General features: G+C 54.6%; 25 protein-coding genes and 1 tRNA gene. 13 read left to right on the top strand and 13 right to left on the bottom strand.

The genetic code is table 11. The features are described from left to right. Window positions 1-442 precede the first annotated feature (442 nt). The 4 genes from M3A44_03770 to M3A44_03755 all read left to right on the top strand — a co-directional run bounded on the left by M3A44_03770 (window position 443) and on the right by M3A44_03755 (window position 5,889). On the top strand, window positions 443-694 hold the full coding sequence (locus M3A44_03770) for a cytochrome c (GenBank protein ID MEQ6340776.1): 252 nt from the start codon (window positions 443-445) through the stop codon (window positions 692-694). Continuing rightward, window positions 694-1,875, top strand: a complete 1,182-nt coding sequence (locus M3A44_03765; GenBank protein ID MEQ6340775.1) for a regulator — start codon at window positions 694-696, stop codon at window positions 1,873-1,875. The genes M3A44_03770 and M3A44_03765 overlap by 1 nt, the downstream gene beginning before the upstream one ends. After that, window positions 1,876-3,114 (top strand): regulator, encoded by a 1,239-nt coding sequence (locus tag M3A44_03760; protein ID MEQ6340774.1) that lies wholly within the window; start codon window positions 1,876-1,878, stop codon window positions 3,112-3,114. A 309-nt stretch (window positions 3,115-3,423) separates the two neighbouring features. After that, window positions 3,424-5,889 (top strand): EAL domain-containing protein, encoded by a 2,466-nt coding sequence (locus M3A44_03755; GenBank protein ID MEQ6340773.1) that lies wholly within the window; start codon window positions 3,424-3,426, stop codon window positions 5,887-5,889. Window positions 5,890-5,944: 55 nt separating this feature from the next. On the opposite strand, the gene tatC is transcribed toward M3A44_03755, so the two are convergent. The 6 genes from tatC to M3A44_03725 form a co-directional block, all read right to left on the bottom strand. Next, on the bottom strand, window positions 5,945-6,766 hold the full coding sequence (tatC, locus tag M3A44_03750) for a twin-arginine translocase subunit TatC (GenBank protein MEQ6340772.1): 822 nt from the start codon (window positions 6,764-6,766) through the stop codon (window positions 5,945-5,947). After that, window positions 6,744-7,121, bottom strand: coding sequence for a Sec-independent protein translocase protein TatB (gene tatB / locus M3A44_03745; GenBank protein MEQ6340771.1), 378 nt, complete (start codon window positions 7,119-7,121; stop codon window positions 6,744-6,746). The genes tatC and tatB overlap by 23 nt, the downstream gene beginning before the upstream one ends. Window positions 7,122-7,147: 26 nt before the next feature. Further along, window positions 7,148-7,402, bottom strand: coding sequence for a Sec-independent protein translocase subunit TatA (tatA, locus tag M3A44_03740; GenBank protein MEQ6340770.1), 255 nt, complete (start codon window positions 7,400-7,402; stop codon window positions 7,148-7,150). Between the two features lie 98 nt (window positions 7,403-7,500). Continuing rightward, complete coding sequence (locus M3A44_03735; GenBank protein MEQ6340769.1) at window positions 7,501-7,845, bottom strand: phosphoribosyl-ATP diphosphatase; 345 nt, start codon at window positions 7,843-7,845, stop codon at window positions 7,501-7,503. Further along, window positions 7,838-8,260, bottom strand: coding sequence for a phosphoribosyl-AMP cyclohydrolase (hisI, locus tag M3A44_03730; protein MEQ6340768.1), 423 nt, complete (start codon window positions 8,258-8,260; stop codon window positions 7,838-7,840). Before hisI ends, M3A44_03735 begins: the two co-directional genes overlap by 8 nt. Window positions 8,261-8,366: 106 nt before the next feature. Next, a complete protein-coding gene (locus tag M3A44_03725; protein MEQ6340767.1) occupies window positions 8,367-9,194 on the bottom strand; it encodes a serine protease in 828 nt (275 codons plus the stop codon). Between the two features lie 215 nt (window positions 9,195-9,409). Between M3A44_03725 and M3A44_03720 the strand changes: the two genes are divergently transcribed. Both M3A44_03720 and M3A44_03715 read left to right on the top strand, forming a co-directional pair. After that, on the top strand, window positions 9,410-10,792 hold the full coding sequence (locus M3A44_03720; GenBank protein MEQ6340766.1) for a hypothetical protein: 1,383 nt from the start codon (window positions 9,410-9,412) through the stop codon (window positions 10,790-10,792). A gap of 104 nt (window positions 10,793-10,896) precedes the next feature. Next, the gene (locus M3A44_03715; protein ID MEQ6340765.1) at window positions 10,897-12,207 is read left to right on the top strand and encodes a VanZ family protein; all 1,311 of its coding nucleotides are present in this window, start codon (window positions 10,897-10,899) and stop codon (window positions 12,205-12,207) included. 268 nt (window positions 12,208-12,475) lie between these two features. Here M3A44_03715 and M3A44_03710 read toward each other — a convergent pair whose 3' ends face one another. The 3 genes from M3A44_03710 to M3A44_03700 form a co-directional block, all read right to left on the bottom strand. Continuing rightward, window positions 12,476-13,579 carry a VanZ family protein gene (locus M3A44_03710; protein ID MEQ6340764.1) on the bottom strand — a complete coding sequence of 368 codons (1,104 nt, stop codon included), beginning with the start codon at window positions 13,577-13,579 and terminating at the stop codon, window positions 12,476-12,478. Between the two features lie 98 nt (window positions 13,580-13,677). Next, complete coding sequence (locus M3A44_03705; protein MEQ6340763.1) at window positions 13,678-14,451, bottom strand: ABC transporter permease; 774 nt, start codon at window positions 14,449-14,451, stop codon at window positions 13,678-13,680. Continuing rightward, window positions 14,448-15,374: an ABC transporter ATP-binding protein gene (locus M3A44_03700; protein ID MEQ6340762.1), complete on the bottom strand. Its 927-nt coding sequence runs from the start codon at window positions 15,372-15,374 to the stop codon at window positions 14,448-14,450. The genes M3A44_03705 and M3A44_03700 overlap by 4 nt, the downstream gene beginning before the upstream one ends. 260 nt (window positions 15,375-15,634) lie before the next feature. On the opposite strand from M3A44_03700, the gene M3A44_03695 reads away from it, so the two are divergent. Beyond that, window positions 15,635-16,255: a hypothetical protein gene (locus tag M3A44_03695; protein ID MEQ6340761.1), complete on the top strand. Its 621-nt coding sequence runs from the start codon at window positions 15,635-15,637 to the stop codon at window positions 16,253-16,255. Here M3A44_03695 and M3A44_03690 read toward each other — a convergent pair. Beyond that, window positions 16,233-17,684, bottom strand: coding sequence for an IS66 family transposase (locus tag M3A44_03690; protein MEQ6340760.1), 1,452 nt, complete (start codon window positions 17,682-17,684; stop codon window positions 16,233-16,235). The two genes, M3A44_03695 and M3A44_03690, sit on opposite strands and share 23 nt — an antisense overlap. A 520-nt stretch (window positions 17,685-18,204) precedes the next feature. Here M3A44_03690 and M3A44_03685 point away from each other — a divergent pair. Beyond that, window positions 18,205-18,852 (top strand): glutathione S-transferase, encoded by a 648-nt coding sequence (locus tag M3A44_03685; GenBank protein ID MEQ6340759.1) that lies wholly within the window; start codon window positions 18,205-18,207, stop codon window positions 18,850-18,852. A 118-nt stretch (window positions 18,853-18,970) separates the two neighbouring features. Here M3A44_03685 and M3A44_03680 read toward each other — a convergent pair whose 3' ends face one another. Beyond that, complete coding sequence (locus tag M3A44_03680; GenBank protein MEQ6340758.1) at window positions 18,971-19,243, bottom strand: oxidative damage protection protein; 273 nt, start codon at window positions 19,241-19,243, stop codon at window positions 18,971-18,973. Then, a complete protein-coding gene (gene mutY / locus M3A44_03675) occupies window positions 19,240-20,298 on the bottom strand; it encodes an A/G-specific adenine glycosylase (GenBank protein ID MEQ6340757.1) in 1,059 nt (352 codons plus the stop codon). Before mutY ends, M3A44_03680 begins: the two co-directional genes overlap by 4 nt. 82 nt (window positions 20,299-20,380) lie before the next feature. On the opposite strand from mutY, the gene M3A44_03670 reads away from it, so the two are divergent. Together M3A44_03670 and M3A44_03665 are read left to right on the top strand one after the other, a co-directional pair. Then, entirely contained in the window at window positions 20,381-20,776 is a 396-nt protein-coding gene (locus M3A44_03670) for a hypothetical protein (protein MEQ6340756.1), read from the top strand. Between the two features lie 262 nt (window positions 20,777-21,038). Further along, window positions 21,039-21,554 (top strand): host attachment protein, encoded by a 516-nt coding sequence (locus tag M3A44_03665; GenBank protein MEQ6340755.1) that lies wholly within the window; start codon window positions 21,039-21,041, stop codon window positions 21,552-21,554. Between the two features lie 23 nt (window positions 21,555-21,577). Here M3A44_03665 and M3A44_03660 read toward each other — a convergent pair. Further along, window positions 21,578-21,651, bottom strand: a tRNA-Gly gene (locus M3A44_03660). A gap of 96 nt (window positions 21,652-21,747) precedes the next feature. Here M3A44_03660 and thiS point away from each other — a divergent pair. The 3 genes from thiS to ppk1 all read left to right on the top strand — a co-directional run bounded on the left by thiS (window position 21,748) and on the right by ppk1 (window position 25,197). After that, window positions 21,748-21,948, top strand: a complete 201-nt coding sequence (gene thiS, locus M3A44_03655) for a sulfur carrier protein ThiS (protein ID MEQ6340754.1) — start codon at window positions 21,748-21,750, stop codon at window positions 21,946-21,948. Window positions 21,949-22,024: 76 nt separating this feature from the next. Next, window positions 22,025-22,822: a thiazole synthase gene (locus M3A44_03650; GenBank protein MEQ6340753.1), complete on the top strand. Its 798-nt coding sequence runs from the start codon at window positions 22,025-22,027 to the stop codon at window positions 22,820-22,822. A gap of 281 nt (window positions 22,823-23,103) precedes the next feature. After that, a complete protein-coding gene (gene ppk1 / locus M3A44_03645; GenBank protein ID MEQ6340752.1) occupies window positions 23,104-25,197 on the top strand; it encodes a polyphosphate kinase 1 in 2,094 nt (697 codons plus the stop codon). Window positions 25,198-25,215 lie beyond the last annotated feature (18 nt).

Genomic DNA, 25,215 nt, shown 5'->3' with positions numbered 1-25,215 from the left:
TAAGTGTCCCGCCTGTTTTTATCCCGGATTGTCCATTAGGTGAAATAGGGCACACAACGTCGTTCGTGGTGAGCTTGTCGAACCATGAACGGCCCTTCGACAGGCTCAGGGCGAACGGTTTTGGGGCTAACGGACAATCAGGGGTCTGCTCGAACAAACCCTACCCCCGCCCAGCCCCCCGTCAAGGACACCACTGAAGCGCTCGCTCTGTGGAGCGCCGTTCAGTAGGCGGTCTTGCTCAATCAGTATTTCCCTGAGCCGTGCCGGGCTGTTACTATTGCTATTGCGACGGATTTACGTGTTTATTGAGGGAGGGCACTACAGTATGATGCGCTTTGATTCAAGTTTTATAATTCCAGTCAAATCCCTTTTTATTCAGCATATTAAACGACAAGCCGTGCTTGTCGTGGGGGGCGTTCTGGCGTTGATGGGTTGGAGTGGCATGGTTCATGCCGCGGACCCCGGCAATGGCGGAAAAATCTATGCAACGCACTGCTCAAGCTGTCATGGCGAGGATGGTGCCAGCACCATGCCCGGCACGCCGGATTTCTCCCGGCGCGAACGGTTGTTTAAACCGGACACGGCGCTGCTCATTAGTATCCGCGATGGCATAAGCGTTATGCCTGCCTATAAGGGGCTGCTGACGGATCAGGAGATTCTGGACATCGTCGCCTATCTGAGAACCATCCGGTAATGCATTTCCTGCATCCCCCTTTGTGTGCCGCGCTGCTCGCGGCATTGACAGTTTCCGCCTGCTCCAGCGCGCAAGACAATGCGCCCGCCAAGCCTGGCCAGGCGGCTAACCCGGCGAGCGCGCCTCAGACCGCGCCACGGGACCTCCTGAGCAATAATGTCCAGCACGCGAATGACCAGCGCGTGCTGGAAAACTTTGGCGTGGGCGATGATGCCTACGTGCGGGCACTGGCGGTTGATCCTGAAAAAAACAGCCTCTGGGTAGGCACATCATTGGGCGTGCATGAGGTTGACCTGGCGAGCCGCGATGTGCGCAATACCTTCACGCGCGAGGCAGGGCTGGCCAATGAATATGTCTTTGACATTATGGTGGACAGCAAGGGAAACAAGTGGTTTGGCACCAATGGCGGCGGCGCCTCGCGCTATAACGACGGCAAGTGGAAGACCTACTTCCCCATGCACGGCCTTGCCGACTACTGGGTGTATTCGTTCGGCGAGCAAAGCGACGGCACAGTCTGGATAGGCACGTGGTACGGCGTCAACCGTGTCGACGCCAAAACGGGTGAATTCAAGACCTATCTCAAGGAGCTGGTCAACGAGTGGGTCTACGGCATCGGTGTTGATGCGCAAGACCGGGTATGGTTCGGCACGGAGGGTGGCGTCTCGATGTTTGACGGGAAGACCTGGACAGCCTGGACGCACAAGGATGGCTTGGGTGCGCCGAATGCCGATAATCTTCCCGTGAGTTCGAACACGGGCCTGGGGACGCGGGCGCGGCATGATTTGAGCGTTGCGATGGAAGGCAAGCCTACCTATAACCCCGGCTATGTATTCTGCATTCATGTCGGCCCGGACAATACTGTGTGGGCGGGCACCTGGGGCGGCGGCGTCAGCCATTTTGACGGGGCGCGCTGGACCAATTACACCGTCAAGGATGGACTTGCCGGGAACATTGTGTTCAGCATCGCCCAGGATAAAGACGGGGTGTTGTGGTTTGGCACGGATCATGGCTTGACACGTTATGACGGCAAAAACTGGCGCACTTTTACGCGGGGTGAAGGTCTTATCAATGATAGTGTCTACGCCGTTGCTGCTACCAGGGACGGCGAGGTATGGGTGGGAACCAAGGGCGGTGTAGTGCGCATTGGGTATCCTTCGAAACAGGCAAAGACAGGCGGGTAAATGAAGCTTGATTACAAAGGTTGGGCGGTCATCGTTCTTGTCGGCGGCGGTTTGTTGGCGGGTGCCTATGCTGTGGGGCAGAAACAGGGCGGCAAAACAACTGAGGCGGTTGATTCCACCGCGCAGGGTTCGGCAGCCGGAGGCGTAATCAATACAGCTGCCGCGCAAACCCCGCCCAATCTGTCAGCGGGTGCCGCCACGGCAGGCAATGGCAAATTTACCCATTTCCGTGTTGGCAATCGCAACGTCAAAGGTATATTTGCCGACGGCGACATCGTGTGGATCGGCACCTCCGGCGGCGTGATCCGCTATGACGTCAAAACCGACAATTTCAGGATTTTTGACAATAAGACCAAGGGGTTGCTTTCCAATGGCATTTTCCATGTGAGCAAAGTGAATGACTGGATCGTGGCAGGCACCTACGGCGGCGGCCTGTCTATTTACGACCAGAAGGCTGACCAGTGGAAAAACCTGAACATCCCCAATGGCTTGGCCGATCAGTTCGTCTACGATGTGGTGAAGGTGTCCAATGGCGATGTGTGGATAGCTACCTGGTCCGGTGCAAACCGTGTGCGCGGCGGGGCGCTGATGGATCCGTCAAAGTGGGAAAGTTTCACCGTTGAAAACACCAAAGGGGGCTTGCCCAACCCCTGGGTGTACGGTGCTGAAGAAGGCAAGAATGGCGAGATGTGGTTTGCCACCGAGGATGGCTTGGCCCGCTACAAGGACGGCAAATGGCAGAACTGGCAGCATGAAGAGGGCCTGGGCGCGCCGCTGGAGGCAGTGCGTGACGCCATCCAGTTCAACAATGACCCTGCCAAGTCCTCGTCGCACCATGCGCAACAGAAAGCCGAGCAGGGCTTGCAGAATGTGGATATCGCCTACAATCCAAATTATATCATTTCGCTCAAGGTGGATCGGCAAGGCATAGTCTGGTGCGGCACGTGGGGCGGTGGCCTTGCGCGTTTCGATGGCAAGACATGGCGCAACTTCACCACCGCAGACGGCCTGCCGGCCAATCATATCTTCATGTTGTACCTCGACCCGCAGGGCAAATTGTGGGCGGGAACGAATAAAGGCCTGGCCAGGCTTAATGACGACGGCAAGAGTTTCACCGTGATGACTACGGCCGATGGACTGTATGCCGATAACGTGTTTTCCATGGCTACCGCAACGGATGGCAGCCTGTGGGTCGGCAGTTTTGGTGGCGTGGCCCATCTTGTCGGGCAACAACGTTAACGGGGATAGCATCTCAAACGCCATGGGAGGGGCTGATCCACGAAAAACACGAAAGGCACGAAGGAACCTCTGATTAATCCAGAGATTCTGCGACACATCGATGTGTCGCCTTACTTTATCCCAAATGAACAATCTGGGATGAAGCTTTTGCGTGCTTTTCGTGGACGGTGCGTGTCATCAATTACTAATAAAACCAAGAAATTTGCCGACATACTCCTATACAGCAATATTGTTGTGTTTTTATGCGGCCTGCCCAGGGATAAAAATTTTGTTGCAGATGATCAACCAATGTAACCAGGGTGTCGGCTCATGAAGAGCCTTGGTACCCGTCTTGCGTTGGTTATATCCAGCGTCTTGCTTTGCCTGATGTTTGCCGCCAATCTCTGGTTGGAGCGGCAACTGACAGAGGCTATTTATGAGGAAGAAAGGGCGCAGGCGGAAAGCCACGCCAAGACCCTGCTCGCCAGTCTGCAGACCTTGATGTTGAATGGCCAGGGTACGCTCGCCCGTGAATGGCTGGATCGCATGCACGGAATAGCGGGCATCGTTGATATCGAGGTCTTGCGCCGTAATGGTCAGGAGGCGTTTAGCGATCTTGCCACAGTTAAACTGGTCAATCAGTATCTCAACATCCCGCGTTTTCAGCGTGAAGCAAACCCTCCCCATGACCCTTCTCCCCCGCCCATGGATATCTTCCAGAGGGCGCTGAAGGGTGAGTTCGTCGTTGATCGCAAGGCGGACTCGATGACTGTCATGATGCCGATACCCGTCAAAACGGAATGTCTGGCCTGTCATGGCTATGAAGACGCGCCGTTGCGCGGGATATTGAAGCTCACTCTTTCCTCCGAGGCCGCCGAAGCGCGCCTCCAAAGTATGCGCAACAACCTTTGGATGATTTCAACCCTGATGGTGGCGTTGATCGGTATAGTGATGTGGACAGCGTTGCGGCTTAGTGTGCTGCGTCCGATCAGTGCCTTGCGTGATGCAATCGTGCGGGTCGGCCAGGGGGAACGCAACACCAAGCTGCCGGTGCTGCATAAAGACGAGCTTGGCGAAGTGGCGACGGTATTCAACCGCATGCAGAATGACCTGCAGGCGTATGAGGCGCGTATCCGGGCGGTGACAGACAACGTGCTGGACGCCATTATCACCATCGACGAACGCGGCATTATCGAGTCTGTCAACTTGGCGGTGGAAAAGATCTTTGGTTATGCCCCGCATGAATTGCTCGGTCAGAATGTCAGCAGGCTGATGCCTGAACCTTACCGCAGCATGCATGATGAATATCTTGGGAACTATCTCCGCACCGGTAACGCCCGGATAATCGGCGGGCGGCGTGAGCTGGTAGGGATGCGCAAGGACGGTTTTATATTTCCTATCGATATTGCCGTGTCCGAAATGAGAGTGGCTGGGAGCCGTCGTTTTATCGGTATCGTCCGCGACATCACCGAGCGCAAGGAACAGATGGCGGCACTCGAATATCAAGCGCTGCACGATGCATTGACCAGTCTGCCGAACCGTACTTTGCTTTCGGATCGTTTGTATCAGGCCATACTCCGCGCGCAACGCGAAGGTGTGCAATTAGCGCTGGTTCTGACCGATCTTGACCGCTTCAAGGAGATCAATGATACCCTCGGCCACCAGAATGGCGATCTGATCTTGCAGCAGGTTGCCCAGCGCTTGCGCAATGCACTGCGCGAGTCCGATACCATCGCCCGTCTCGGTGGTGACGAGTTTGCAATATTGCTGCCCACGGCGGACCTTGCCCTGTCCACTCAAATTGTGAGAAAACTGGCGGCCGTACTTGAAGAACCCTTTATGATTGAAGAGCAGAGCTTGCACGTGGCGGCGAGTTTCGGCATTGCCTTGTATCCTGACCATGGCGCGGATGAGGATGCATTGATGCGGCATGCGGATGTGGCAATGTATATCGCCAAAAGAGCCAATCTGGGCTATGCCATTTATGACCCGGCAAAGGATCAGCACAGCCTGCGCAATCTGGCATTAATGGGCGACCTTCGTGCCGCCATCGACAATGGTGATCTGATTCTTTTTTATCAGCCTAAAGTGAATCTAGCGACTGGAAAGGTGGTAGGGGTAGAAGCGCTGGTTAGATGGCGTCACCCGCGTCATGGGCTGATGTTTCCGGATAGTTTTATTCCGTTAGCCGAACAGATCGGCCTGATCAACCCCCTGACTTACTGGGTTGTGGGGGAAGCGCTCAGGCAATGCCGGATCTGGAATGAAAAGGGCATCATGCTCAGTGTCGCCGTGAATCTGTCTGCGCGGAATCTGCTGGATATCCAACTTCCTTTTCATATTGACGCCCTTTTTTCCGGGGCTTGCAAGCAAGCTAATCGTCTGGTGCTGGAAATTACCGAAACCGCTGTGATGGCAGACACTGCCCGCGCGCTTGCAGCACTGGCCAGCCTGAGAGAGATGGGCGTGAAACTTTCTATCGATGATTTTGGTACTGGTTATTCTTCGCTGTCTTATCTCAAGCAATTGCCAGTGCATGAACTGAAGATCGACAAGTCATTTGTGTTGGGCATGGCAGTGGATGATAACGACGCGGTGATTGTGCGCTCCACTATCGATTTGGCGCACAATATTGGCCTCGCTGTAGTTGCCGAGGGGGTCGAGGATAAAGCCACTTATGACTTGCTGACAAGACTAGGTTGCGATGTCGCCCAAGGGTACTACATCAGCCGACCCATTCCTGCAGAGGAGCTCGAGCGCTGGCTGGTGGAGTCGTGCTGGGGGCTGGAGAGTTAGGTTTTGTAGCGTGCGCTATACCCATAAAGGGGGCAATGTGCGCACCATTTTGGAACTACTTGCCAGAAACGTCATTGCCAGGATTGACGTCGGTGGCCTGTGCATCAGAAGTGCCGTCTTCGCCGTCAGCCTCTGGCGCGGGCACGAACATGCGTGAAAAGAAGACGCCGACCTCAAACAGCAGCCACATGGGAATCGCCATCATGGTTTGCGAGATGACATCCGGCGGTGTTAGCAGCATTCCGAGCACGAACGCGCCGACAATGACGTAGCGGCGTGCTGCGACCAATTGATCCGGCGTGACTATCCTTGCCCACACCACCAGGATAGTGGCGATGGGCACCTCGAAGGCCATGCCGAAGGCAAAGAACATGATGAGCACGAAATCCAGATACTTACCAATATCGGTCATCACCGCCACGCCCACAGGCGCCGCGCCGACCATGAAGCCGAACACCATCGGGAACACCACGAAATAGGCGAACGCCATGCCAGCGTAAAACAGCAGCACGCTGGAAACCAGCAGCGGAATCATCATGCGGCGTTCGCGCTGGTACATGGCGGGGGCGATAAAGCCCCATAGCTGGTGCAGTGCCACGGGCATGGCAATGAATACCGCTGTCATGAAGGCGAACTTGAAGGGGATCAAAAACGGCGAGACGACTTCCGTGGCAATCATGGTGCCGCCTGCCGGAAGATTTTTCAGTAAAGGACTTGCCAGCAGGCTATAGAGATCGTTGGCGAACGGCACCAGCCCCAGAAAAATCACTGCCACGGCGGCGAGTACACGCAGCAGCCGGTCGCGCAGCTCAATCAGGTGCGCGGTAAACGGCTGTTCAGGCGATGGGGGGTAATTATGTAGGGGTTTTTGAGGCATTGTCCGCCTGGCTGATGGCCGTCAGCGTCTGATCGGCGGAGGCTGTGTTGATGATATTGGCCGTGACTGTAACGCCGGGGTTGTCGGCATGCTGAACCACGGGGACAGCGGGTTTGGTGGTGTCAACATTCTTATAGCGTTCCACCAGTTCCGTCTGTTCGGCAAGAAGACGTTTCAGCTCGTCGGCCTTATACGCCTCGCGCTCAATTTCGGTTTTGACCGCATTAGCGAAATGGCGCATTTTACCCGTCCATTTTCCTACGGTACGTATCATGGCAGGAAGGTCTTTCGGCCCTATGACCAGCAACGCGACCACGCCGACCACGACGATCTCCCAAAAACCTATATCAAACATGGTGTTGCCAAAACGTCGGCTAGAGCCTAAGCCTTTTCTTTAGTGTGGGTAACGGCGTCGCTATCAATCACGCGATTGGCGTCACTCTGCTGGATTTTCTCGGCATTGCTTTTGGTGGTAGTCTCCGCCTCAGCCTCGCCTTCACGCACGGCGCTACGGAAGCCCTTCACTGCACCGCCGAGGTCACCACCAATGCTGCGCAATTTTTTCGTGCCAAACAGCACGACAATGATGAGCAGAACTATCAACAACTGCCATATGCTAATACCGCCGATACCCATGATTGCTTCTCCAAATCTTCTGGTTACGTCATCTTCATATCTTAAGAACCCCGCGGATGGAGGGAGTTCTTAAGGTATACCCTAGAAAGGAAGCCGTGCTACTTGGCTTCCCTTTTTGCTTTTTCCTCCACCCCGGAGATCCCGAAGCGGCGCTGTAATTCCTGGAGTACATCCTCCGGTTTCAAGCCTTGATGTGCCAGCAGCACAAGCGTATGAAACCACAAATCGGCGGTTTCATAAACAACCTGCCGGTTATCTCCGCCCTTGGCCGCGATGACCGTCTCGGTGGCCTCTTCGCCGATCTTCTTGAGGATGCTGTCCAACCCCTTGGCATAGAGTCCTGCAACATAGGAGCTGTTCGGGTCGGCGCCCTTGCGATCTTCCAGTATCTGCGCCAGCCGCCCCAGGACGTCGTTTTCCACATTATTCCTCGCATCATTCATGACGAAGATCCATTGTGCTCTTCACGGGTACGCCGTAGATTTCTGACGCCTGCTTGATCACGGGTTCTACCGTTACCCATCCGCCATTCTGCAGGCGCTTGAAAAAGCAGTTGTGGCGTCCTGTATGACACGCAATTCCGCCCTTTTGTTCAACTGTCATCAATAGTACATCGTTATCGCAGTCGAGGCGGAGGTCGTTGACGAGCTGCTCATGGCCCGATTCTTCACCCTTGCGCCACAGTTTGCCGCGGGAACGCGACCAGTATACAGCCTTGCCGGTTTTTTCAGTCAAGTCGAGCGATTCGCGGCTCATCCAGGCGAACATCAGCACCGTTCCGCTGCCCGCCTCCTGAACGATCACCGGCACCAGTCCATCGGCGGTCCACTTGATCTCATCTAGCCACTGTTCGTTCATGTTTTGAAGTTACGCCTTACACGTGCCGCTGTGTCTTCGCAGGGACCCAAATATTTAGTATATACGAGCCGCCTGCCGAACACGAGGCCGACGATCGCCATGCTGTCTATCGTGTTGCAGTGCCAATCCCGGCCCTTCTCAGCAAATCCACTGCGAAATTGATAGGGATGGCGTAAGTGATGCCGCTGGGTTTTTCAATGACGGTTTCCTTGGTTTCCTTGACAAACACCGAGTTGACCACGCCGATCACCTCGCCGGTATCAGGGTGATAAAGGGGGCTGCCGCTGCTGCCTGGGTAGGCGGTGGCGTCGAGCTGGAAGACATCGTAAGGTGATTGCAGGCGCTTGATCATCTTGGGGTTTAGCTGGCTTGACCCGTCAGTGGGGGTGGCAACCGGAGTAATCGCCGAGATCAGCCCGCGGTGGCTTACGGGATGCAGCCCTAGTACGGCCCCGATGGGGAATCCGGTGAACGCGTAGAGTTCGCCTTCCCGCACCCGGTCGGAATCGCCGAGTTTGAGCGGGGTTAGCGGCGCGCCGGATATTTTCAGCAGGCTCACGTCATGTTCCTGGTCCTCGGCGACGATGGTCAGTTCGCGCGAGCTGGTGGAGTTGCGCTCGCCCACAAACAGTGCCAGCGTCTCCTTAGCTTCGGATGAGAGGTTCCGGGCGATGACGTGCGCGTTGGTTAGCACATAACTGCCATCGCCCACCACAAAACCGGTACCCATGAATTTTCCGGGGGGGCGGCGCGTCAACTGTAGTGTGCCGATACCTACAATGCTGGGTTTTATCCGTTCGATGGTGGTGGGCAAGGCTGTCTCTGGGCTAGCGGCATGGGATGCTGGGGCGAAAAAGGCCGCCGCCATGCAGACGAGCATACCGCCCCACATCGGCCAGCCTTGCTGCCGATGGTTAAAGCCTTTTCTTGCCATGCCTTGGAGTCTCCCTTGTCGATTGTTGTCATCGCAACAACAAGCAGCCGTCAGATGTGTATAAAAGCTATTATAATCGTCTGGTGCCGGAATATTTAGGGATATTTGGGGTAACGTTGGACGTGAGGACAGTTTGTCAGCGGGAGGGGTAGTATGCGTTTTGATTGTTTGACCAGTGACCCTATCCCCTTGCGACAGCCCGGTGGGAATTGGAAATGACTCGTGTCATCACCGTGCCGATTTGGTTGGCGTTGTGCGCCAGCCTTGTCTTTTCACTTCATATTCAGGCGGATGTATTCGAGGGTTCTCCCGGTAACTACCGTGAACTGCTCAAGGGGCTTAAACCCGGAGACACGTTATTGCTGGCGCCAGGCGAGTATCGGCAGGGTTTGCCAGTGCATAACCTCAGCGGCGAGAAAGAGAGTCCGATAATTATTTCCGGCCCGAAGAGTGGACCGCGTCCAATCTTTTTTGCCAGTCCTGAGCGTAATACCGTCAGTATCGTCAACGCCAGCTTTGTTACGATTCGCAATCTGGAGTTGAATGGGCAGGGTTTGCCGGTAGATGGTGTGAAGGCGGAAGGCCATGCGGAATGGACTCACCACATTACGCTGGAAAACCTCATAATCCGAGGCCATGACAATAACCAGCAGACAGTGGGCATATCCACCAAATGCCCTGCCTGGGGTTGGGTAATCCGCGGCAATGTAATCAGCGGGGCGGGCACTGGCATGTATCTGGGCAACTCCGACGGCAGTGATCCTTTCGTGGACGGTTTAATCGAGCGCAATGTTATTGCCAATACCACGGGCTATAACCTCCAGATTAAACATCAGCAGGTGCGGCCGGAGATGCCCGGCATCCCCACGGGCAAAAGCACAACCATCATCCGCCACAATGTTTTCATCAAGGAGGAGGGTGGCGCGAAGGGGCCGATGGCGCGCCCCAATGTGCTGGTGGGGCACTGGCCGCTTGAAGGTGCCGGGTCAGAGGATATGTATCTCATCTATGGCAATTTCTTTTACCAAAATCCCGACGAGGCGTTATTTCAGGGTGAAGGCAATGTCGCGCTGTACAGTAACCTGATGGTCAATGCCCACGGGGACGCGGTTAATATCCAGCCCCATAACGACATCCCTCGCGCGGTGAGTGTGTTCTACAATACAGTTGTCGCTACTGGCTCGGGGATCAAGGTGCAAACACGGGCCGATAAGCAGGCAGGGCTCCAGCGAGTGGCGGGCAACGCCATTTTTGCCGGCATCCCGTTGGCAGGTGGCATTCAGGAGGCCAATATTATGGACAGCTTTGCAGCGGCATCAAGATATTTGTCACGTCCGTTTGCCCCGCTAGGTGAGCTGGACCTTTACCCCAAACCCGGAAAACTGCAAGGTGAGCCGATGCCTATACGTGTTTTTAATGCTTTCCCCGAGTGGAATCGGGACTTCAACGACCGCCCGCGGAAAGGAAATTTTCGTGGTGCCTATGGTGGTGAGGGAGTAAATCCGGGCTGGCGGCTGGCGGCGGCTCCAAAACCCTATGACTTGAGGGGCGGCCCGGCCAAGCGGGGTTCGTCAATCAATCATATAGAGACACCATGAGAGGACCAAGCCAAGCCTCATCAGCAGGTGTTGCGCAACAACATCGCCGCAGCTTTGCTGTAGTGGGGCTGATGTATGCCTTGTTCGTAGTCTATGGGAGCTTGGTGCCCCTGGATTATCATCCCAAGTCTTTTGCATCTGCCTGGGATGAGTTTCTTCACATTCCTTATCTGCAACTCGGCATCGCCTCCAGAGCCGATTGGGTTGCAAACATTGTCCTCTATATTCCGCTCTCCTTGCTCGCCTTTGCTTCGGTGACGCGCAACCGCGAGACTGCTTTCCTCCGGACGGTAAAGGCGCTTGTGATATTTTCGGGCTGTCTGCTGCTGGCCATTGGGGTGGAATTTGCCCAGCTTTATTTTCCAGCGCGCACTGTTTCCAAGAACGATATTATTGCCGAGACTATCGGCATTATTATCGGGATATCTTTTTGGGGCGTGGCGTCGCGGCGGTTGAACACGCTATGGCAGGAGATCAAATCCCGCGGCCCTGCCGCTATGCGCGCAGGCCTCATTTTTTACGCGCTGGCTTATCTCGCCGCTAGCCTGTTCCCCTATGATTTTGTTGTCTCTTTCGCTGAGCTTTCGGCCAGGCTAGCCAAGGGGCGCGACAGTCTCTTCATTTCACCTGAATATTGCACCGCCATTCTGCCCTGCATGACAAAATTTGCGCTGGAATTCATGGCGGTTATACCTCTTGGCATACTGATTGGTGAAATGCTCAAGAGCTCCCGCCGCCCCGTTACCGGAATCGCAATGACCTGCGGCGCCATCCTGGGGTTTGTCATTGAGGGCACGCAGATCTTTCTCGGATCCGGTGTGTCTCAAGGGGTTTCCGTTCTCACTCGCGCAATGGGCATGTCAGCTGGTGCTTTTCTGTTTAGCAATATTAGCCACGGCACACTCGGATATCTTAAGCCGCACGCGAGACTCATCATTATCATCATAGTGCTGCCCTACTTGGGCGTGCTGGCCATGCTCATCGGTTGGTTCCAAAATCAGCCGATGAGCATGGCGGAAGGGTTAAACCGGCTGAATACTGTCCACTTTCTGCCCTTCTATTATCATTATTACAGCACCGAGCAGGCTGCCCTGATTAGCTTGATGCAAACCACGGCCGTATATGCGCCAATAGGACTCGGATACTGGGGATGGATACTGGGAATGCGCTATGGGATCTATGCTGGTAGCGCCATTATCGCCGGGATCTTAGGCGGGCTTGTATCATTTGCCGTGGAGGCATCGAAGCTATTTCTTTCCGGAGAACATCCTGATCCCACTAATGTTTTGATAGCTATAATGGCATCCGCCATGACATACAGAATAGCAGTGTGGCTGACTAAATGGTCTGCGGGCCAGAGAGCAGCGACGGCTCGGGCAAATCAGGCCCGGAGGCAGGGTAGAGCCTGTCTGTGAATAAATCATCCCTGCGTTGCTGCCCCAAAACACGCCAGGCAAGGCGCGAGGCGCGAAGTTTGGTTGTTCCAAATGAGCGGCGAGCAACGCCGCATGGCGTGTTTTGGGGCGCAACCCGGAGGGACGGGGCCGGTTTTGCGCAGTGCGGCGTCACGCTTCGCTCATGTGCGACAGGCACACTACGCTCAGCCTTCCTTGCCCTGCGCAAAACCGGCCTCCGTCGCAGGGATGATTTATTCACAGACAGGCTCTAACCCCGGACAGGCCATCAACGGGCGGGGAAGAGCAAGCGGCCCATCAATAAATGAGTGATGGCCAAAACGGGCCATACCTGCGCCATGAGAGAAGCAAGTCCCGTGACATTGAGGGGGTTGCCCCGGATGAGCGGCCAGGCAGGTAAGGCAATCCCCCCAGGCTGGACGATAATCGCGTCGATCAACTGCACAGCAACGAAAGAGATCAAAACGGCAAGGGCAGCGCCGCAAGGCTGCTTTTTACTCCTGTGCTGAATAACAAGCAAGAGTATCAGCCCCATACCCAGCCCTGCCAACGCCTCCACGGAAATAAGTCGTGCCAGAACCGGCAGCTTGAGAAATATCGCCGCAGCGAAGAACTTGAACAATACGGCAGCGGTAAACAAGGCAACAGATACAGGCATCATGCGGTGGCGGGGGCTGATCAACGTCGCGGTGAACAACCCCAATCCGGCAATTTCCAGCATAAAAATCAGTATTTTCTGGAATTGGATACGAGATATATCAGGTGGCGCTTCCCAAAAAGGGGTGAACCCTGTGTGAAGATTTCCGGCGACTAAAGAGGGGGTTTGCAAACTAAGCTGAGATAACGCCCATAACCCGAGCAATGCAATTCCAAGATTGACCCACCACCCTGGAAGAAACCACCGTTTACGCCACGCGAACAAGAGAGATCCAGGCCAGCGATGACCTTCGGTCACTCTTGCTACAAATGCGCCCGCAAATGCACCGGCAGTGTTGGTAAGAACATCAAGATTGGAGGGGTTGCGGCCAGGCAGAAAATTTTGCAGTATCTCCATCAAAAGACTCAACAGCAGGCCCGCCGTGGCCACCCACCACACCGCATAACGTAGCCTCATCCGGGTCCGCAGCACTGACGCCAGCAAGAACCCGAAAGGAAGATAGACCAGGATATTGGTGGTGATATCGGTACGTGTCGCATAACGCGGCCATGAGGCAATCAAAAATGCAAGGAAGTGCTCGCCAGGTACTCGCCAGGCAGTTGCGGGATAAAGGCTGCCGGCGATAAGCAGCGCAAGATAACTCCACAGGGACAACAGCAATAACGCCCAGCGCCAAGAGCTGCGTGTATCGTTGGAGCGGAAAGGGCGGTTCATATTAGTTTTAAACACAGCTTGCGTAATGCTTTGAGTGTACCAAACGATGTGGTTCCTCTCTACACATCATGAGGGCGCAGGGTGGCGTTCACGCAATCTTACGACCGAATCCCATATCCCCTGTTGAGCAGGTGCAGTGCAAATCCGAACAATCCCGCGATAAAGCCCAGGATGGCCGCATAGGCCACGCCCAGATTGACATCCGATACCCCCAGCAAGCCATAACGAAAGGCGTTGACCATGTACAGGATGGGATTGGTCAGCGAGATAGACTGCCAGAAGGGCGGCAGCATGGCGATGGAATAGAACACGCCGCCCAGGTAGGTGAGCGGTGTCAGCACGAAAGTGGGGATCACGGAAATGTCGTCGAAGCTCTTGGCGTAAATCCCGTTAATAAAACCCGCCAGCGAGAACAATATGCTGGTGAGCACCAGTACTGAACACGCAACCCACAGGCTGTGCAGCGGGATGGGGGTAAAGAACAGCGCCACCACCGTCACGGCCACACCTACCGCCAGACCGCGCGCCAGCCCCCCACCGATGAATCCAAGCAAAATTAGATAATTGGGCACCGGCGCCACCAGCATCTCTTCGATATTGTGCTGAAACTTCGAGCTGTAGAAGGACGACACCACATTGGCGTAGGAGTTGGTTATCACGGTCATCAGGATCAGCCCCGGCACGATGTACTCCATATAGCGGAAGCCGTGCACGTCGCCCACCTGGCTACCGATAAGGCGGCCGAAGATCACGAAATACAGTGCCGTGGTAATCATCGGCGGCAGGATGGTCTGGATCCAGATACGCGCGAAACGCAATACCTCCTTGACCAGGATCGCCTTGAAAGCGACATACTGCTCGCGCCCGTTCATGCCGCATCTTCCTTGCTGCCGACCAGGCCGATAAACAGCTCCTCCAGCCGGTTGGTTTTGTTGCGCAGACTGCCCACCTCGATGCCCTGCGCGGAGAGCGCGGCGAACAGCGTATTGATATTGGCGTCGCGCGATACTTCCACCTCCAGCGTGAGATCATCAACGCGGCATGTTGCAAAACCGGGAAGATCTGGCGTGACATCCAGCGGGCGCGCCAGATCAAGTACCAGCGTGTGCGAGTTCATGCGATTGAGCAACTGGCGCATGCTGGTGTTTTCAACGATGCGCCCATTATCAATAATGGCGATGTTACGGCACAGCCGCTCGGCCTCTTCCAGGTAGTGTGTGGTGAGGATGATGGTCGTTCCCGCTGCATTGATCTCGCTGAGAAAGCTCCACATCGAGTGACGGATCTCGATATCCACCCCCGCCGTCGGCTCGTCGAGAATCAGCAAACGCGGCTCGTGAACCAACGCCCGAGCAATCATTAAACGTCGTTTCATACCACCCGAAAGCATGCGCGCCTGATCGTGGCGCCGCTCCCACAATCCAAGCTGAGTCAGATAACGCTCCGCGCGCTCGCACGCCAAACGGCGCGGGATGCCGTAATACCCCGCCTGATTAACCACAACCTCCACCACCGGCTCGAAGATGTTGAAATTGAACTCCTGCGGCACCAGCCCGATGCACGCCTTGGCGGCCGCCAGATCGGTGTCGATGTCATGGCCGAACACCTGCACCGTGCCGCCGGTCTTGTTGACCAGTGAAGAAACAATCCCGATAGTGGTGGACTTGCCCGCGCCATTGGGCCCCAACAGCGCAAAGAAATCCCCCGGCGCTACTTCCAGATCAATACCGTGCAGGGCAGTGATGCCGTTTTTGTAGACCTTGGTGAGATTATGCAGGGAAAGGGCTGGAATCATGGTGTTGGGGTGATGAGTTTGTGATTAATGAAAGAGGGGCGTAATTGTAGCATGGACTGAGGTAGTTGCCCCGAGGCGGGGGATGAGTGTAGTGAAGTACAGTAACATACTGAATCTCATATCAAGATTCGTTGACGCCGGATGTTCTGCGGATGATACTAACATGCAGTAAAGGTGCTGGATCATAAGTTAGGCGTGAGTTTGGCCAACTTTTCCACCACTACATTTGGATGATGTGGAAACTGAGATGGAGTTACTTGGTGATAGATGGGACCAAAAAATCTAATGGTTCATGGTGGCAAACAATCCCAGGCATCTTGGCGGGGGTGGGGACTGTTATAGCCGCTTTAGCTGCTCTGATTGTAGCTCTCTTTCAAGCGGGAGTGCTAGGTCGAGCTACGGATAAGGTCCATCCCGGCCCTATGCCTGTCCTAGAGAGTTTTGTTGGCTACTATGATTATCGATCAACTCCCGATGATATGGATCATGGCCCATTGATAGATGAACAAGGAAATAAGTGTTATCAACTGATAGGGGAACTCAGCATACGAAAAGAATTTCAAAAAGGATATTCAATCCATGCTACAAGGCTTTATTGCGTAACATTTGAATATGACAAGGTAGGCCTGAAAAGAATCGCCCCTGTTGAGTGGGGAGCGAAAAACGATGATGTTTTCATGCCTCAGATAGGAGAAGAGATTATTTTTCTTCTAACAACCGAAAAAGACCCTCCAAATAGAGGCTTGGTAAAAGCATCAATTTCTGAAAAAACAAGAGAAGGGAAGGCAGGCATTATTAGTGGAACAATGCTGTATCTAATCCCGCGAAATCCTGAAAGAAATCGTAATTCTCCCGTAACTACTCACCCCCGATTAAGTTGACCTCACCCGCGAGAGCCATTTGAATCGCAATAAGAGGATTATGTCCCTTGTTGGCCATAGTTTGCAGATAGCTTGATATTCGGCAATAAGCCTGAGCATAAATCTCTGAGCGGAAACAGCCAGAGACCTTTTGCTTCACCTTGGACATTCTCAAATCACGCTCGGCCCGGTTATTGGTGAAGGCGACATGAGGGTTTTTGGCGAACAGCAGGACGGATGCCTCATGTTTTTGCAATCGGTCCAGCAGATTGTGTGCATCTGACTTGGCGAGTTTGCCGCGTTTCCCGCTGGGCTTTTGGGGAATAGGTGGAAGCTCTTTTTCGCCACGGGTGAGAATCGTGCGGTAGCGCTTTTGCAACCGCGCCAGCGCTTCATCGGTCAATCTCTTTTCCGTGCTTCTGGAGACGGTGGCGCAGCTCTCCTGTAAAAGGCGTTTCATGTGGCGCGCCCAGGCATAGTCATTGGCGTCAACAATGAACGTCAATTCGCGCAGCAGATGCGAGCCGCACAGGCCGTGAGAGCAGTGATCATAGGACAAGTAGGATGACCAGCAGTCATGAATGATGACGCCATCGTAGCGCGGAATAATATCGATCGACGTGATCGCTGCCGTGCCCCGTTTTCGATGTAAAAACTTGAGGGTGATCTCCCCTGCGGAGTACACGTGTATCCAGTGGTTTTGCTTATCCACCCGCAAGGAGGTCTCATCCACATGCATAGAGGGTGCTTTCAGCAGCTGTGCGGTGGCGTGCTGCTCCCACCGCTCCAAGGCACGATGAAGCCGCAGCACAAAAGCCAGAAGAGTGGCTTCAGAGATCACAACACCGATCATGGAGGTCAGCAGCGTTTGCGCGCGATTGATCGCGACCATCTGAGACACCAGTAAATTGATGACAAAGGCCTTTAAGCCATCGCCGTATTGCAACGGGCCGTGCATATCCGCCGGGAACTTCCCTTTGACCGTCGCATCGCAGACCGGGCACTGCTTGACCTCGGCATCCACATGCTCAACGACTTTCTCAAAAACAATATCGATCTTCGTCCGTCTTTCATGGTGACTACAGGGCGTATTATCCAGATCTTCGCCACATACATCGCAGAGGCGGACTCTAGAAAGAGTCACACTCTCTTTGACGCGCGTGTTTTTCAGCAGGGCGCCGTTTTCGTTTTTCCCCTTACCCTGGCTCCCCGGATGACTCAACGAGGAGTCGTCCTTTTCCGTTTGGGAGGAGGGCTTGCTGGAGTTGCGGCTGTCTTTCTTGGTTATTCTTTCCAGAAAAATGGAGAGCATCAGCTCCATCATCATGAACATGCTATTCATAAGCACCTGAGTTTCGCGAGGCACTTTACCGTCGCAACTGAGCTGCTCAAAATCCGCTTTCAACCGGCTGACTTCGTTTCTGACCGAGGTTTTGTCTAGGCTTGCCATTAATAAGGGGGGCTATACGTTTGGAATAGCCAAAGGATAACATGGCATTTTTCGACCCCCTGATAACGGTCAGATCAGGCTGAAATGGTTTTTTCGACTTGAAATGGCAAGGCGGCTCATTGAAGAGATCAAAGCCCCTGCCAGCGGCAATAGAGAATAGATTTTACACCGAGATAAGGAAGTGGTTTTTTCGATAGAAAAAACCTGTCAAGAGATTTTTAAGTTATTTTTCGTGTGAAGGGAGTGAGTAGTTACGGTGGAATTTCGCAGAAAGGAGAAACTTGGTCCTCCCTATTATTTTATTGATGAGAAAATTTATAACGACTGGTTTTCAAATAAAAATTTAATAAGATAGCTTGCCCACCCTTATAAATGTAGGGTGGGTTAGGCACGCAGTTTGTGCCTAACCCACCGGACTTGCCGCCAGGCACTCATGAAATAACGCGTTGTGTTGCTGCGCAACGCTTGGTGGGTTACGCATAAAACGCTAACCCACCCTAAATTAATTATCCGGGAAAATATGACGCTTCCGATCCTTTTTTCTTTTCGTCGTTGTCCTTATGCGATGAGGGCAAGAATGGCGATTAAATATAGCAATGTGGCTGTTGAGCTCAGGGAAGTTGAGTTGCGTGATATGCCGCAACATATGCTTTTGCAGTCAGACAAGGGGACGGTGCCTGTGCTTATTCTGCCCGATGGTGCGGTGATAGATGAAAGCTGGGATATCATGAGATGGGCATTATCAATCAATGATCCCGACGATTGGCTATGCCGGAATCAGGCGCATCTGCTAGAAGAGGCAGAGCATCTCGTCCATGAAAATGACTTTGATTTCAAAGCTCACCTCGATCATTATAAATATTCGGTGCGGTATCCGGATTTCCCTATGGAACATTACCGGGAAAAAGGAGAAGTTTTTTTGTCTGCGCTAGAAGCCCGACTACAGCAGCTTGCTTATTTGGTTTGTGATCGCATAACGGTTGCCGATATTGCAGTTGCACCCTTTGTGCGGCAATTTTCTCTGGTGGATATGGCATGGTTTTCCCAGTCGCCATACGCGCATGTGAACGCATGGCTGGATAATTTTATATCTTCGCCTTTATTTGAAGGCGCGATGAAAAAATATGATCCATGGGTGCCAGGCTCCAGTATTGTTGTGTTTCCGTAATTGTACGGTGTTACAAAGCGCCGGAATGCTATTGCATAGGGCATCAATGAGTGGAACGTATTGCGCCGAATGGTTTGATCGCTCGCAATACGCTACGCTAGATTTCAGTAGCTGAAGCCTATTTTACAGGCGGCACATACCCCTCTGGTGCCGCTGAACCCTCACCGAAAAAGAATTTTTCCATTTCGAGTTGCAGGAATTGGCGCGCCTTGATGTCTACCAGCGCGAGGCGGTATTCGTTGATGAGCATGGTCTGGTGTTTCAGCCACATCTGCCAGGCTTCCTTGGAGACGTTTTCAAAAATCCGTTTGCCCAACTCGCCGGGGTAAGGAGGGAGGGCCAGGCCTTCGGCCTCTTTATCGAGTTTGATGCAGTGAACGGTGCGGGTCATGCGTGATTGTCTCCTGATAATTGTGTCAATAAACGCTGAACGGGCGCGGCCAGTCCCAGTGCTTTGGGGGATGCGGGATTGTACCAAATGGCGCTGCCCCCCTCCATGATGCCGTTCATTTCACGCACACGGGCGTGAACTGGTTTGATGTCGAGGTGGAAATGGCTGAAGGTGTGGCGTAGCGCCGGCCATGCCTCGCTGGCGGTGATGTGGCAGCCGAGATGCTGCGCGCACCAGGCCTCAATGTCCTCATCCACAGGACATTCTGGAAAACTCCATAGTCCGCCCCAGATGCCTGCTGGTGGGCGCTGTACCAGCAATATACCATCATGGGAATCGCGTAACATGAGCAGGGTGGTGGCGCGCACAGGCAGGGTCTTGCGTGGCTTGGTGGCGGGGAATTCAGCTACACGGTTTTGCTGATACGCCGCACAACCATCGCTGAGCGGGCATCGCTCGCAGCTCGGATTGGCACGCGTGCAGAGTGTGGCACCGAGGTCCATGATCGCCTGGGTGTAGTGCGCCACCCGCTGATAGGGGGTGTGTTGCTCCGCCAGATCCCATAGCATTTGCTCGACGTCTTTCTTGCCTGGCCAGCCTTCGATGGCGTGAAAACGAGTCAGCACACGCTTCACATTCCCGTCGAGTATGGCGTGGTGTTGGCCTGCGGACAGGGCCAGTATGGCGCTTGATGTGGAGCGGCCGATGCCCGGCAGCGCCTGTACGGCGATGATATCAATCGGGAATTGGCCGTTGTGCCGCTCCTGCACTATGCCTGCCGCACGGTGTAGGTTGCGGGCACGGGCGTAATAGCCGAGTCCTGTCCACAGGTGCAGCACTTCGTCCAGCGGTGCAGAGGCAAGCGCCGTGATATCAGGAAATCGCGCCATAAAGCGTTGAAAATACGGGATAACGGTGGCGACCTGGGTCTGCTGTAGCATGACTTCGGAAACCCACACGCGGTAGGGTGTGGTGTTGTGCTGCCAGGGCAGGTCCTTACGCCCGTGCATGTCGAACCATGCCAGTAGGCGGTTACTGAATTGCGTGGTTTTCATGGTGTTGCGACGTTATCTCAGCGTGCTAGTGTGTGTTATGCTAATATTTTTTAGGCGGCATCTCGCGCCCTCAATAGTGCCAATGTCGACAATCGAACAGCAGGACATCTGGATCAAGGGCAATGAAGGCCCACCCTGTGAAGGGGTGTTTTCTTCCACCGCCTATGATCAGCGCGACCGCATGGTAAGGGCGGCCAAGGCATGGGGAATATCGTGGGCGCTGTCGGCGCTCTCGCTGGTTACGTTTATCCCCGTTGTGCATGTGCTGGCGGCGGTAGGTTTTTTTATTGCCGGGCCGGTTACAGCCTATTCAAGATACCGCACATTGTCCACCGCTAATAATGCGACGGGCACATGCCCCGTATGCCAGCAGGTAATCACGATTGCCGTGCAAGCGGCGGATAAATTGCCATTATGGACGTATTGCCCCTCGTGCAGTGCGCCCATACATTTGGTTTCCAAATCGAAAGAAGTTTGATCTAAATCAAAGTAGAGTTCCACCGGAGAAATTACAATATGCGTGGTGTGTTTGCCATTTTCATTTTAAGTATTCTGATCTTGAGCTTTGCCGCGATGGTCTTTACCGGATTGTATGCGCTTGGTGTCATTGGCCCGGATAGATAATCTTCCGGGAACCCTTGATTTATGGTGTGCTGGGTGTGATGATCACAAGGCACTATCCATGCCATTGTGCGGTGTGTGCGGCCTGGTCTCTGTTTCATTTGAAGGGAGAAAAAACCATGAAAGCCTATTGTGTAGTCGTTGCAGACGGGACTCGCGCCCGCTTTTTTACCCTGGAACCGGCAGCTCTTCCCGCGGGGGAGGCGGGGCCTAACCTGGTGGAGCATGAAGACTTAATCAGCACCGAAAAGGAAGTCTCGAGCACGGAGATGTGGACCGATACCAAATCGGCACGCGGTGGCTCGCGGCCCGGCGCACCCGCTTACGGTTATGATGACCAGCGAGACCGTCACGAAGACGAGTTTGAGCGGCGCTTTGCTCAACGCATAACCGAAGAAGCAGTCCGCGTGGCACAGCAACAAAAGGCCGCGCATCTTGTTCTGGTTGCGGAGACACGCATGCTGGGCTTCCTGCGTGATGCACTCGATGTGCCCGCCCATGTGAGTTTCGAGGTGCATGAGCTGGCCAAGGATCTGACCAAGCTCACGTCCAGTGAGTTGCATGAGCATCTGGCGGGTGCGAATCTGTTGCCGGCAAGACAGGGTGCCCCGGGGTGGGTTCCGCGGGCGCAGTGATGGCAGGGTGATGCTGAAAGGTTTGGAGCGGGTGATGGGAATCGAACCCACGCTATCAGCTTGGGAAGCTGAAGTTCTACCATTGAACTACACCCGCTCAGGCAGTCCAAGCATTTTCACGTGTTTTGTCGTTTAGGTCAATCTTTAGTATACAAATGACAGGGCGGGCTCAAGCCCGCCCTTGTGGGATACCATGGAAATTTTTGTCAACGGCGCGGCACGCCAGGTGCCGGATGGTTACAGCGTCGCCGATCTAGTCGAAACGATGGCTTTGACTGGTAAGCGCATAGCAGTTGAAGTCAATCTCGACATTGTGCCGCGCAGCGCACATGCGGCGCGCCATTTGCGGGCAGGTGATCGGGTAGAGATTGTCCATGCCATCGGCGGCGGTTAGTCTGTCGGCACCATTCGCGCTATAATTTCATCCAGCCCAGGCGCGTCCGCGCCGCATCACAGTTCAGGATTCCATCATGTCACAACCCACCATTTCAACCGATCCCTTAATCATTGCGGGCGTCGCCTATCACTCCCGCCTGTTGGTGGGTACGGGTAAATACCGCGACCTCGACGAGACACGCCGCGCCACTGAGGCGAGCGGTGCGCAGATCGTTACTGTGGCGGTGCGCCGCACCAACATCGGTCAGACCCCCGGTGAGCCCAATTTGCTGGATGTGCTGCCGCTGGATAAATATACCCTGCTGCCCAACACTGCGGGGTGCTACACCGCCGATGACGCGATCCGCACTTGCCGGCTGGCACGTGAGTTGCTGGATGGCCACGATCTGGTCAAGCTGGAGGTGCTGGGCGATCAGAAAACCCTTTTTCCGGACATTGCTGAAACTTTTAAGGCTGCCGATATACTGATTAAGGACGGCTTCAAGGTGATGGTCTACACCAATGACGATCCCATTGCCGCCAAACGCTTCGAGGAGATGGGTTGTGTCGCGGTGATGCCGCTTGCCGCGCCCATTGGTTCCGGGCTGGGTATCCGCAATCCGTACAACATCCGCATCATCATCGAGAATGCCAAGGTGCCGATCCTGGTTGATGCCGGTGTTGGCACTGCCTCCGATGCGGCGATTGCCATGGAGCTGGGCTGCGATGGCGTACTCATGAACACGGCGATTGCCTGCGCCAAAGACCCGGTATTGATGGCCTCGGCGATGAAAAAGGCCATCGAGGCGGGGCGTGAGGCCTACCGCGCCGGGCGTATGCCGCGTAAGCTCTATGCAAGCGCATCGTCGCCATTGGACGGGACGTTTTTCTAAGAACCTGTTCACGATCTCGCTGAAGGGCGCATTGCGGCGTTAAAATCGAACTCAAAATGCTCACATACTTCGTGTATGCTCCGCTTTTTCGTTCGATTTTGCCTTGCACTGCATCCCTTGATCGAGATCGTGAACAGGTTCTAAGCGCTGTAATATTCTTGCAATATTTCAGCTATAGATTATCCCGGTTTTTGATATGAGAATGTAGGTTGGGTCAAGCGAAGCGGACCCAACATTTAGTTTTGATAAACCACGTGGTTAGCAAGCTCTAAACTATAAGAATGAACGAGGCCGATCTAAAGCAGCCCGATCTTTATATCAACCGCGACCTGAGCCTGCTTCAGTTCAACCGGCGCGTGCTTGAACAGGCCAGGGATGAGTCCGTGCCGCTGCTGGAGCGTCTGCGCTTTCTGTGCATTTTCAGCAACAACCTGGACGAGTTGTTCGAGACGCGGGTGGCAGGATTGACGCAATGGGTGGCGCTGGAGTCGGCGCAGACCGGGCCGGACAACATCACCCCGCTGGATGCCCTGAAGCAGATCGGTGTTGAAGTACGCGCGCTGGTGGATGAGCAGTACCGGCTACTCAATGAGGTGCTGACGCCGCGGCTCGCTGCCGAAAACATCCGCTTTGTGCGGCGTACCCACTGGAGCGCCAAACAGAAGCGCTGGGTAAAGCGCTTTTTCGAGAACGAATTGCTGCCGGTGCTGAGTCCTCTCGGTCTTGATCCCTCGCACCCCTTTCCCAATATCCTCAACAAGAGCCTGAATTTCATTGTCTCGCTTACCGGCAAGGATGCCTTCGGGCGTAGCGGGGAGGTGGCGGTGTTGCAGGCGCCGCGCGCCTTGCCGCGCCTGATCCAGATACCGGAGGAATATGCGGGCGGTCCACATGATTTTGTGTTCCTTACCTCCATCATCCACGCGCACGTCAAGGATCTGTTTCCCGGCATGAAGGTGACTGGCTGTTACCAGTTCCGCGTCACGCGCAACAGCGAGCTGTTTGTGGACAAGGAGGAAATCGACGACCTGCTGCGGGCGGTGGAGGGCGAGCTGCCCTCGCGCCGTTACGGCGAGGCGGTGCGGCTGGAGGTGGCCGACAATTGCCCCCCCGAGATGGCCGCCTATCTGCTCGATCAATTTGAGTTGACCCAGGATGACCTCTATCAGGTCAATGGCCCCGTGAATCTGGCGCGCCTGATGACTATCCCCGACGTGGTGGACAGGCCGGACCTGAAATATCCGCCCTTCACACCGGGGCTGCCTGGGCGACTGAAGCGCAGTACCAATATCTTCCAGACGCTGCGTCATGGCGATGTGCTGCTGCATCATCCCTACGAATCCTTCGCCCCCGTGGTCGATTTCGTTCGCCAGGCTGCCGCCGACCCCAATGTGCTGGCCATCAAACAGACCCTCTACCGCACTGGGCGAGATTCGGTGCTGGTCGATGCCTTGCTGGAGGCGGCCCGTGCCGGCAAGGAAGTCACTGTGGTTATCGAATTGCTGGCGCGCATGGACGAAGAAACCAACATCAATATGGCGACTCAGTTGCAAGAGGCGGGTGCCCATGTAGTATATGGCGTGGTGGGCTATAAGACCCACGCCAAGATGATCCTGGTGGTGCGCCGCGAAGAGGATGGCCTGCGTCACTATGTGCATCTGGGCACTGGCAACTATCATGCCCGTACCGCAAGGTCGTACACTGATTTCGGCCTGTTTACCCGCAATGAAGTGATCGGCGAGGATGTCCACAAAATCTTCCTGCAACTCACTAGCCTGGGACGCATCACGAAACTGAACAAACTGTTGCAGGCGCCTTTTACACTGCACAAGGAATTGCTGAAAAAGATCGAGCGCGAGACTGAATATGCCCGCCGCGGACGCACAGCGCGCATCATCGCAAAGATGAATGCCCTGATCGAGCCGAACATTATCCGGGCGCTTTATCGGGCATCCCAGGCCGGGGTGAAGGTTGATCTGATCGTGCGTGGGGTGTGCTGCCTGAGGCCGGGAATACCGGGTGTTTCCGAAAACATCCGGGTGCGCTCCATCGTGGGCCGTTTTCTGGAACACTCGCGGGTCTATTATTTCCATCACAGCGGCGAGCCGGAGGTGTTTTGCGCCAGCGCCGACTGGATGGATCGCAATTTTTTCCGGCGCGTGGAAGTGTGTTTTCCCATCGAAGCCAAGACCCTCAAAAAGCGCCTCATACAGGAGGCGTTGATGATGTGCCTGGATGACAATGTACAAGCGTGGCTGCTGCAAAGCGATGGAAGCTATGAGAAGGTCGCGCTGGAAAACCAGCATCCATACTCGGCTCAACTTGCTTTGCTGGAAAAGTTGGCGGAGGGAAATCCGCAAGAGCCTCCTCCATGATGCTCACAATACTCGGGA

It is taken from the genome of Gammaproteobacteria bacterium (genome assembly GCA_040183005.1).
Classification (GTDB): domain Bacteria; phylum Pseudomonadota; class Gammaproteobacteria.
The sequence above is the reverse complement of the archived record's forward strand: the minus strand, read 5'-3'. Positions and strand labels throughout refer to the sequence as shown.

Excerpts from the sequence above, each read along its gene's own strand:
- hisI (MEQ6340768.1), bottom strand. The coding sequence starts at position 8,260 with ATGAACGAACAGTGGCTAGATGAGATCAAGTGGACCGCCGATGGACTG.
- M3A44_03765 (MEQ6340775.1), top strand. The coding sequence starts at position 694 with ATGCATTTCCTGCATCCCCCTTTGTGTGCCGCGCTGCTCGCGGCATTG.
- M3A44_03705 (MEQ6340763.1), bottom strand. The coding sequence starts at position 14,451 with ATGAACGGGCGCGAGCAGTATGTCGCTTTCAAGGCGATCCTGGTCAAG.
- M3A44_03760 (MEQ6340774.1), top strand. The coding sequence starts at position 1,876 with ATGAAGCTTGATTACAAAGGTTGGGCGGTCATCGTTCTTGTCGGCGGC.
- thiS (MEQ6340754.1), top strand. The coding sequence starts at position 21,748 with ATGGAAATTTTTGTCAACGGCGCGGCACGCCAGGTGCCGGATGGTTAC.
- M3A44_03665 (MEQ6340755.1), top strand. The coding sequence starts at position 21,039 with ATGAAAGCCTATTGTGTAGTCGTTGCAGACGGGACTCGCGCCCGCTTT.
- M3A44_03710 (MEQ6340764.1), bottom strand. The coding sequence starts at position 13,579 with ATGAACCGCCCTTTCCGCTCCAACGATACACGCAGCTCTTGGCGCTGG.
- M3A44_03670 (MEQ6340756.1), top strand. The coding sequence starts at position 20,381 with ATGTCGACAATCGAACAGCAGGACATCTGGATCAAGGGCAATGAAGGC.
- M3A44_03725 (MEQ6340767.1), bottom strand. The coding sequence starts at position 9,194 with ATGGCAAGAAAAGGCTTTAACCATCGGCAGCAAGGCTGGCCGATGTGG.
- tatA (MEQ6340770.1), bottom strand. The coding sequence starts at position 7,402 with ATGGGTATCGGCGGTATTAGCATATGGCAGTTGTTGATAGTTCTGCTC.
- M3A44_03685 (MEQ6340759.1), top strand. The coding sequence starts at position 18,205 with ATGACGCTTCCGATCCTTTTTTCTTTTCGTCGTTGTCCTTATGCGATG.
- ppk1 (MEQ6340752.1), top strand. The coding sequence starts at position 23,104 with ATGAACGAGGCCGATCTAAAGCAGCCCGATCTTTATATCAACCGCGAC.
- M3A44_03720 (MEQ6340766.1), top strand. The coding sequence starts at position 9,410 with ATGACTCGTGTCATCACCGTGCCGATTTGGTTGGCGTTGTGCGCCAGC.
- M3A44_03680 (MEQ6340758.1), bottom strand. The coding sequence starts at position 19,243 with ATGACCCGCACCGTTCACTGCATCAAACTCGATAAAGAGGCCGAAGGC.
- tatB (MEQ6340771.1), bottom strand. The coding sequence starts at position 7,121 with ATGTTTGATATAGGTTTTTGGGAGATCGTCGTGGTCGGCGTGGTCGCG.
- tatC (MEQ6340772.1), bottom strand. The coding sequence starts at position 6,766 with ATGCCTCAAAAACCCCTACATAATTACCCCCCATCGCCTGAACAGCCG.
- M3A44_03755 (MEQ6340773.1), top strand. The coding sequence starts at position 3,424 with ATGAAGAGCCTTGGTACCCGTCTTGCGTTGGTTATATCCAGCGTCTTG.
- M3A44_03770 (MEQ6340776.1), top strand. The coding sequence starts at position 443 with ATGGTTCATGCCGCGGACCCCGGCAATGGCGGAAAAATCTATGCAACG.
- M3A44_03690 (MEQ6340760.1), bottom strand. The coding sequence starts at position 17,684 with ATGGCAAGCCTAGACAAAACCTCGGTCAGAAACGAAGTCAGCCGGTTG.
- M3A44_03735 (MEQ6340769.1), bottom strand. The coding sequence starts at position 7,845 with ATGAATGATGCGAGGAATAATGTGGAAAACGACGTCCTGGGGCGGCTG.
- mutY (MEQ6340757.1), bottom strand. The coding sequence starts at position 20,298 with ATGAAAACCACGCAATTCAGTAACCGCCTACTGGCATGGTTCGACATG.
- M3A44_03700 (MEQ6340762.1), bottom strand. The coding sequence starts at position 15,374 with ATGATTCCAGCCCTTTCCCTGCATAATCTCACCAAGGTCTACAAAAAC.
- M3A44_03650 (MEQ6340753.1), top strand. The coding sequence starts at position 22,025 with ATGTCACAACCCACCATTTCAACCGATCCCTTAATCATTGCGGGCGTC.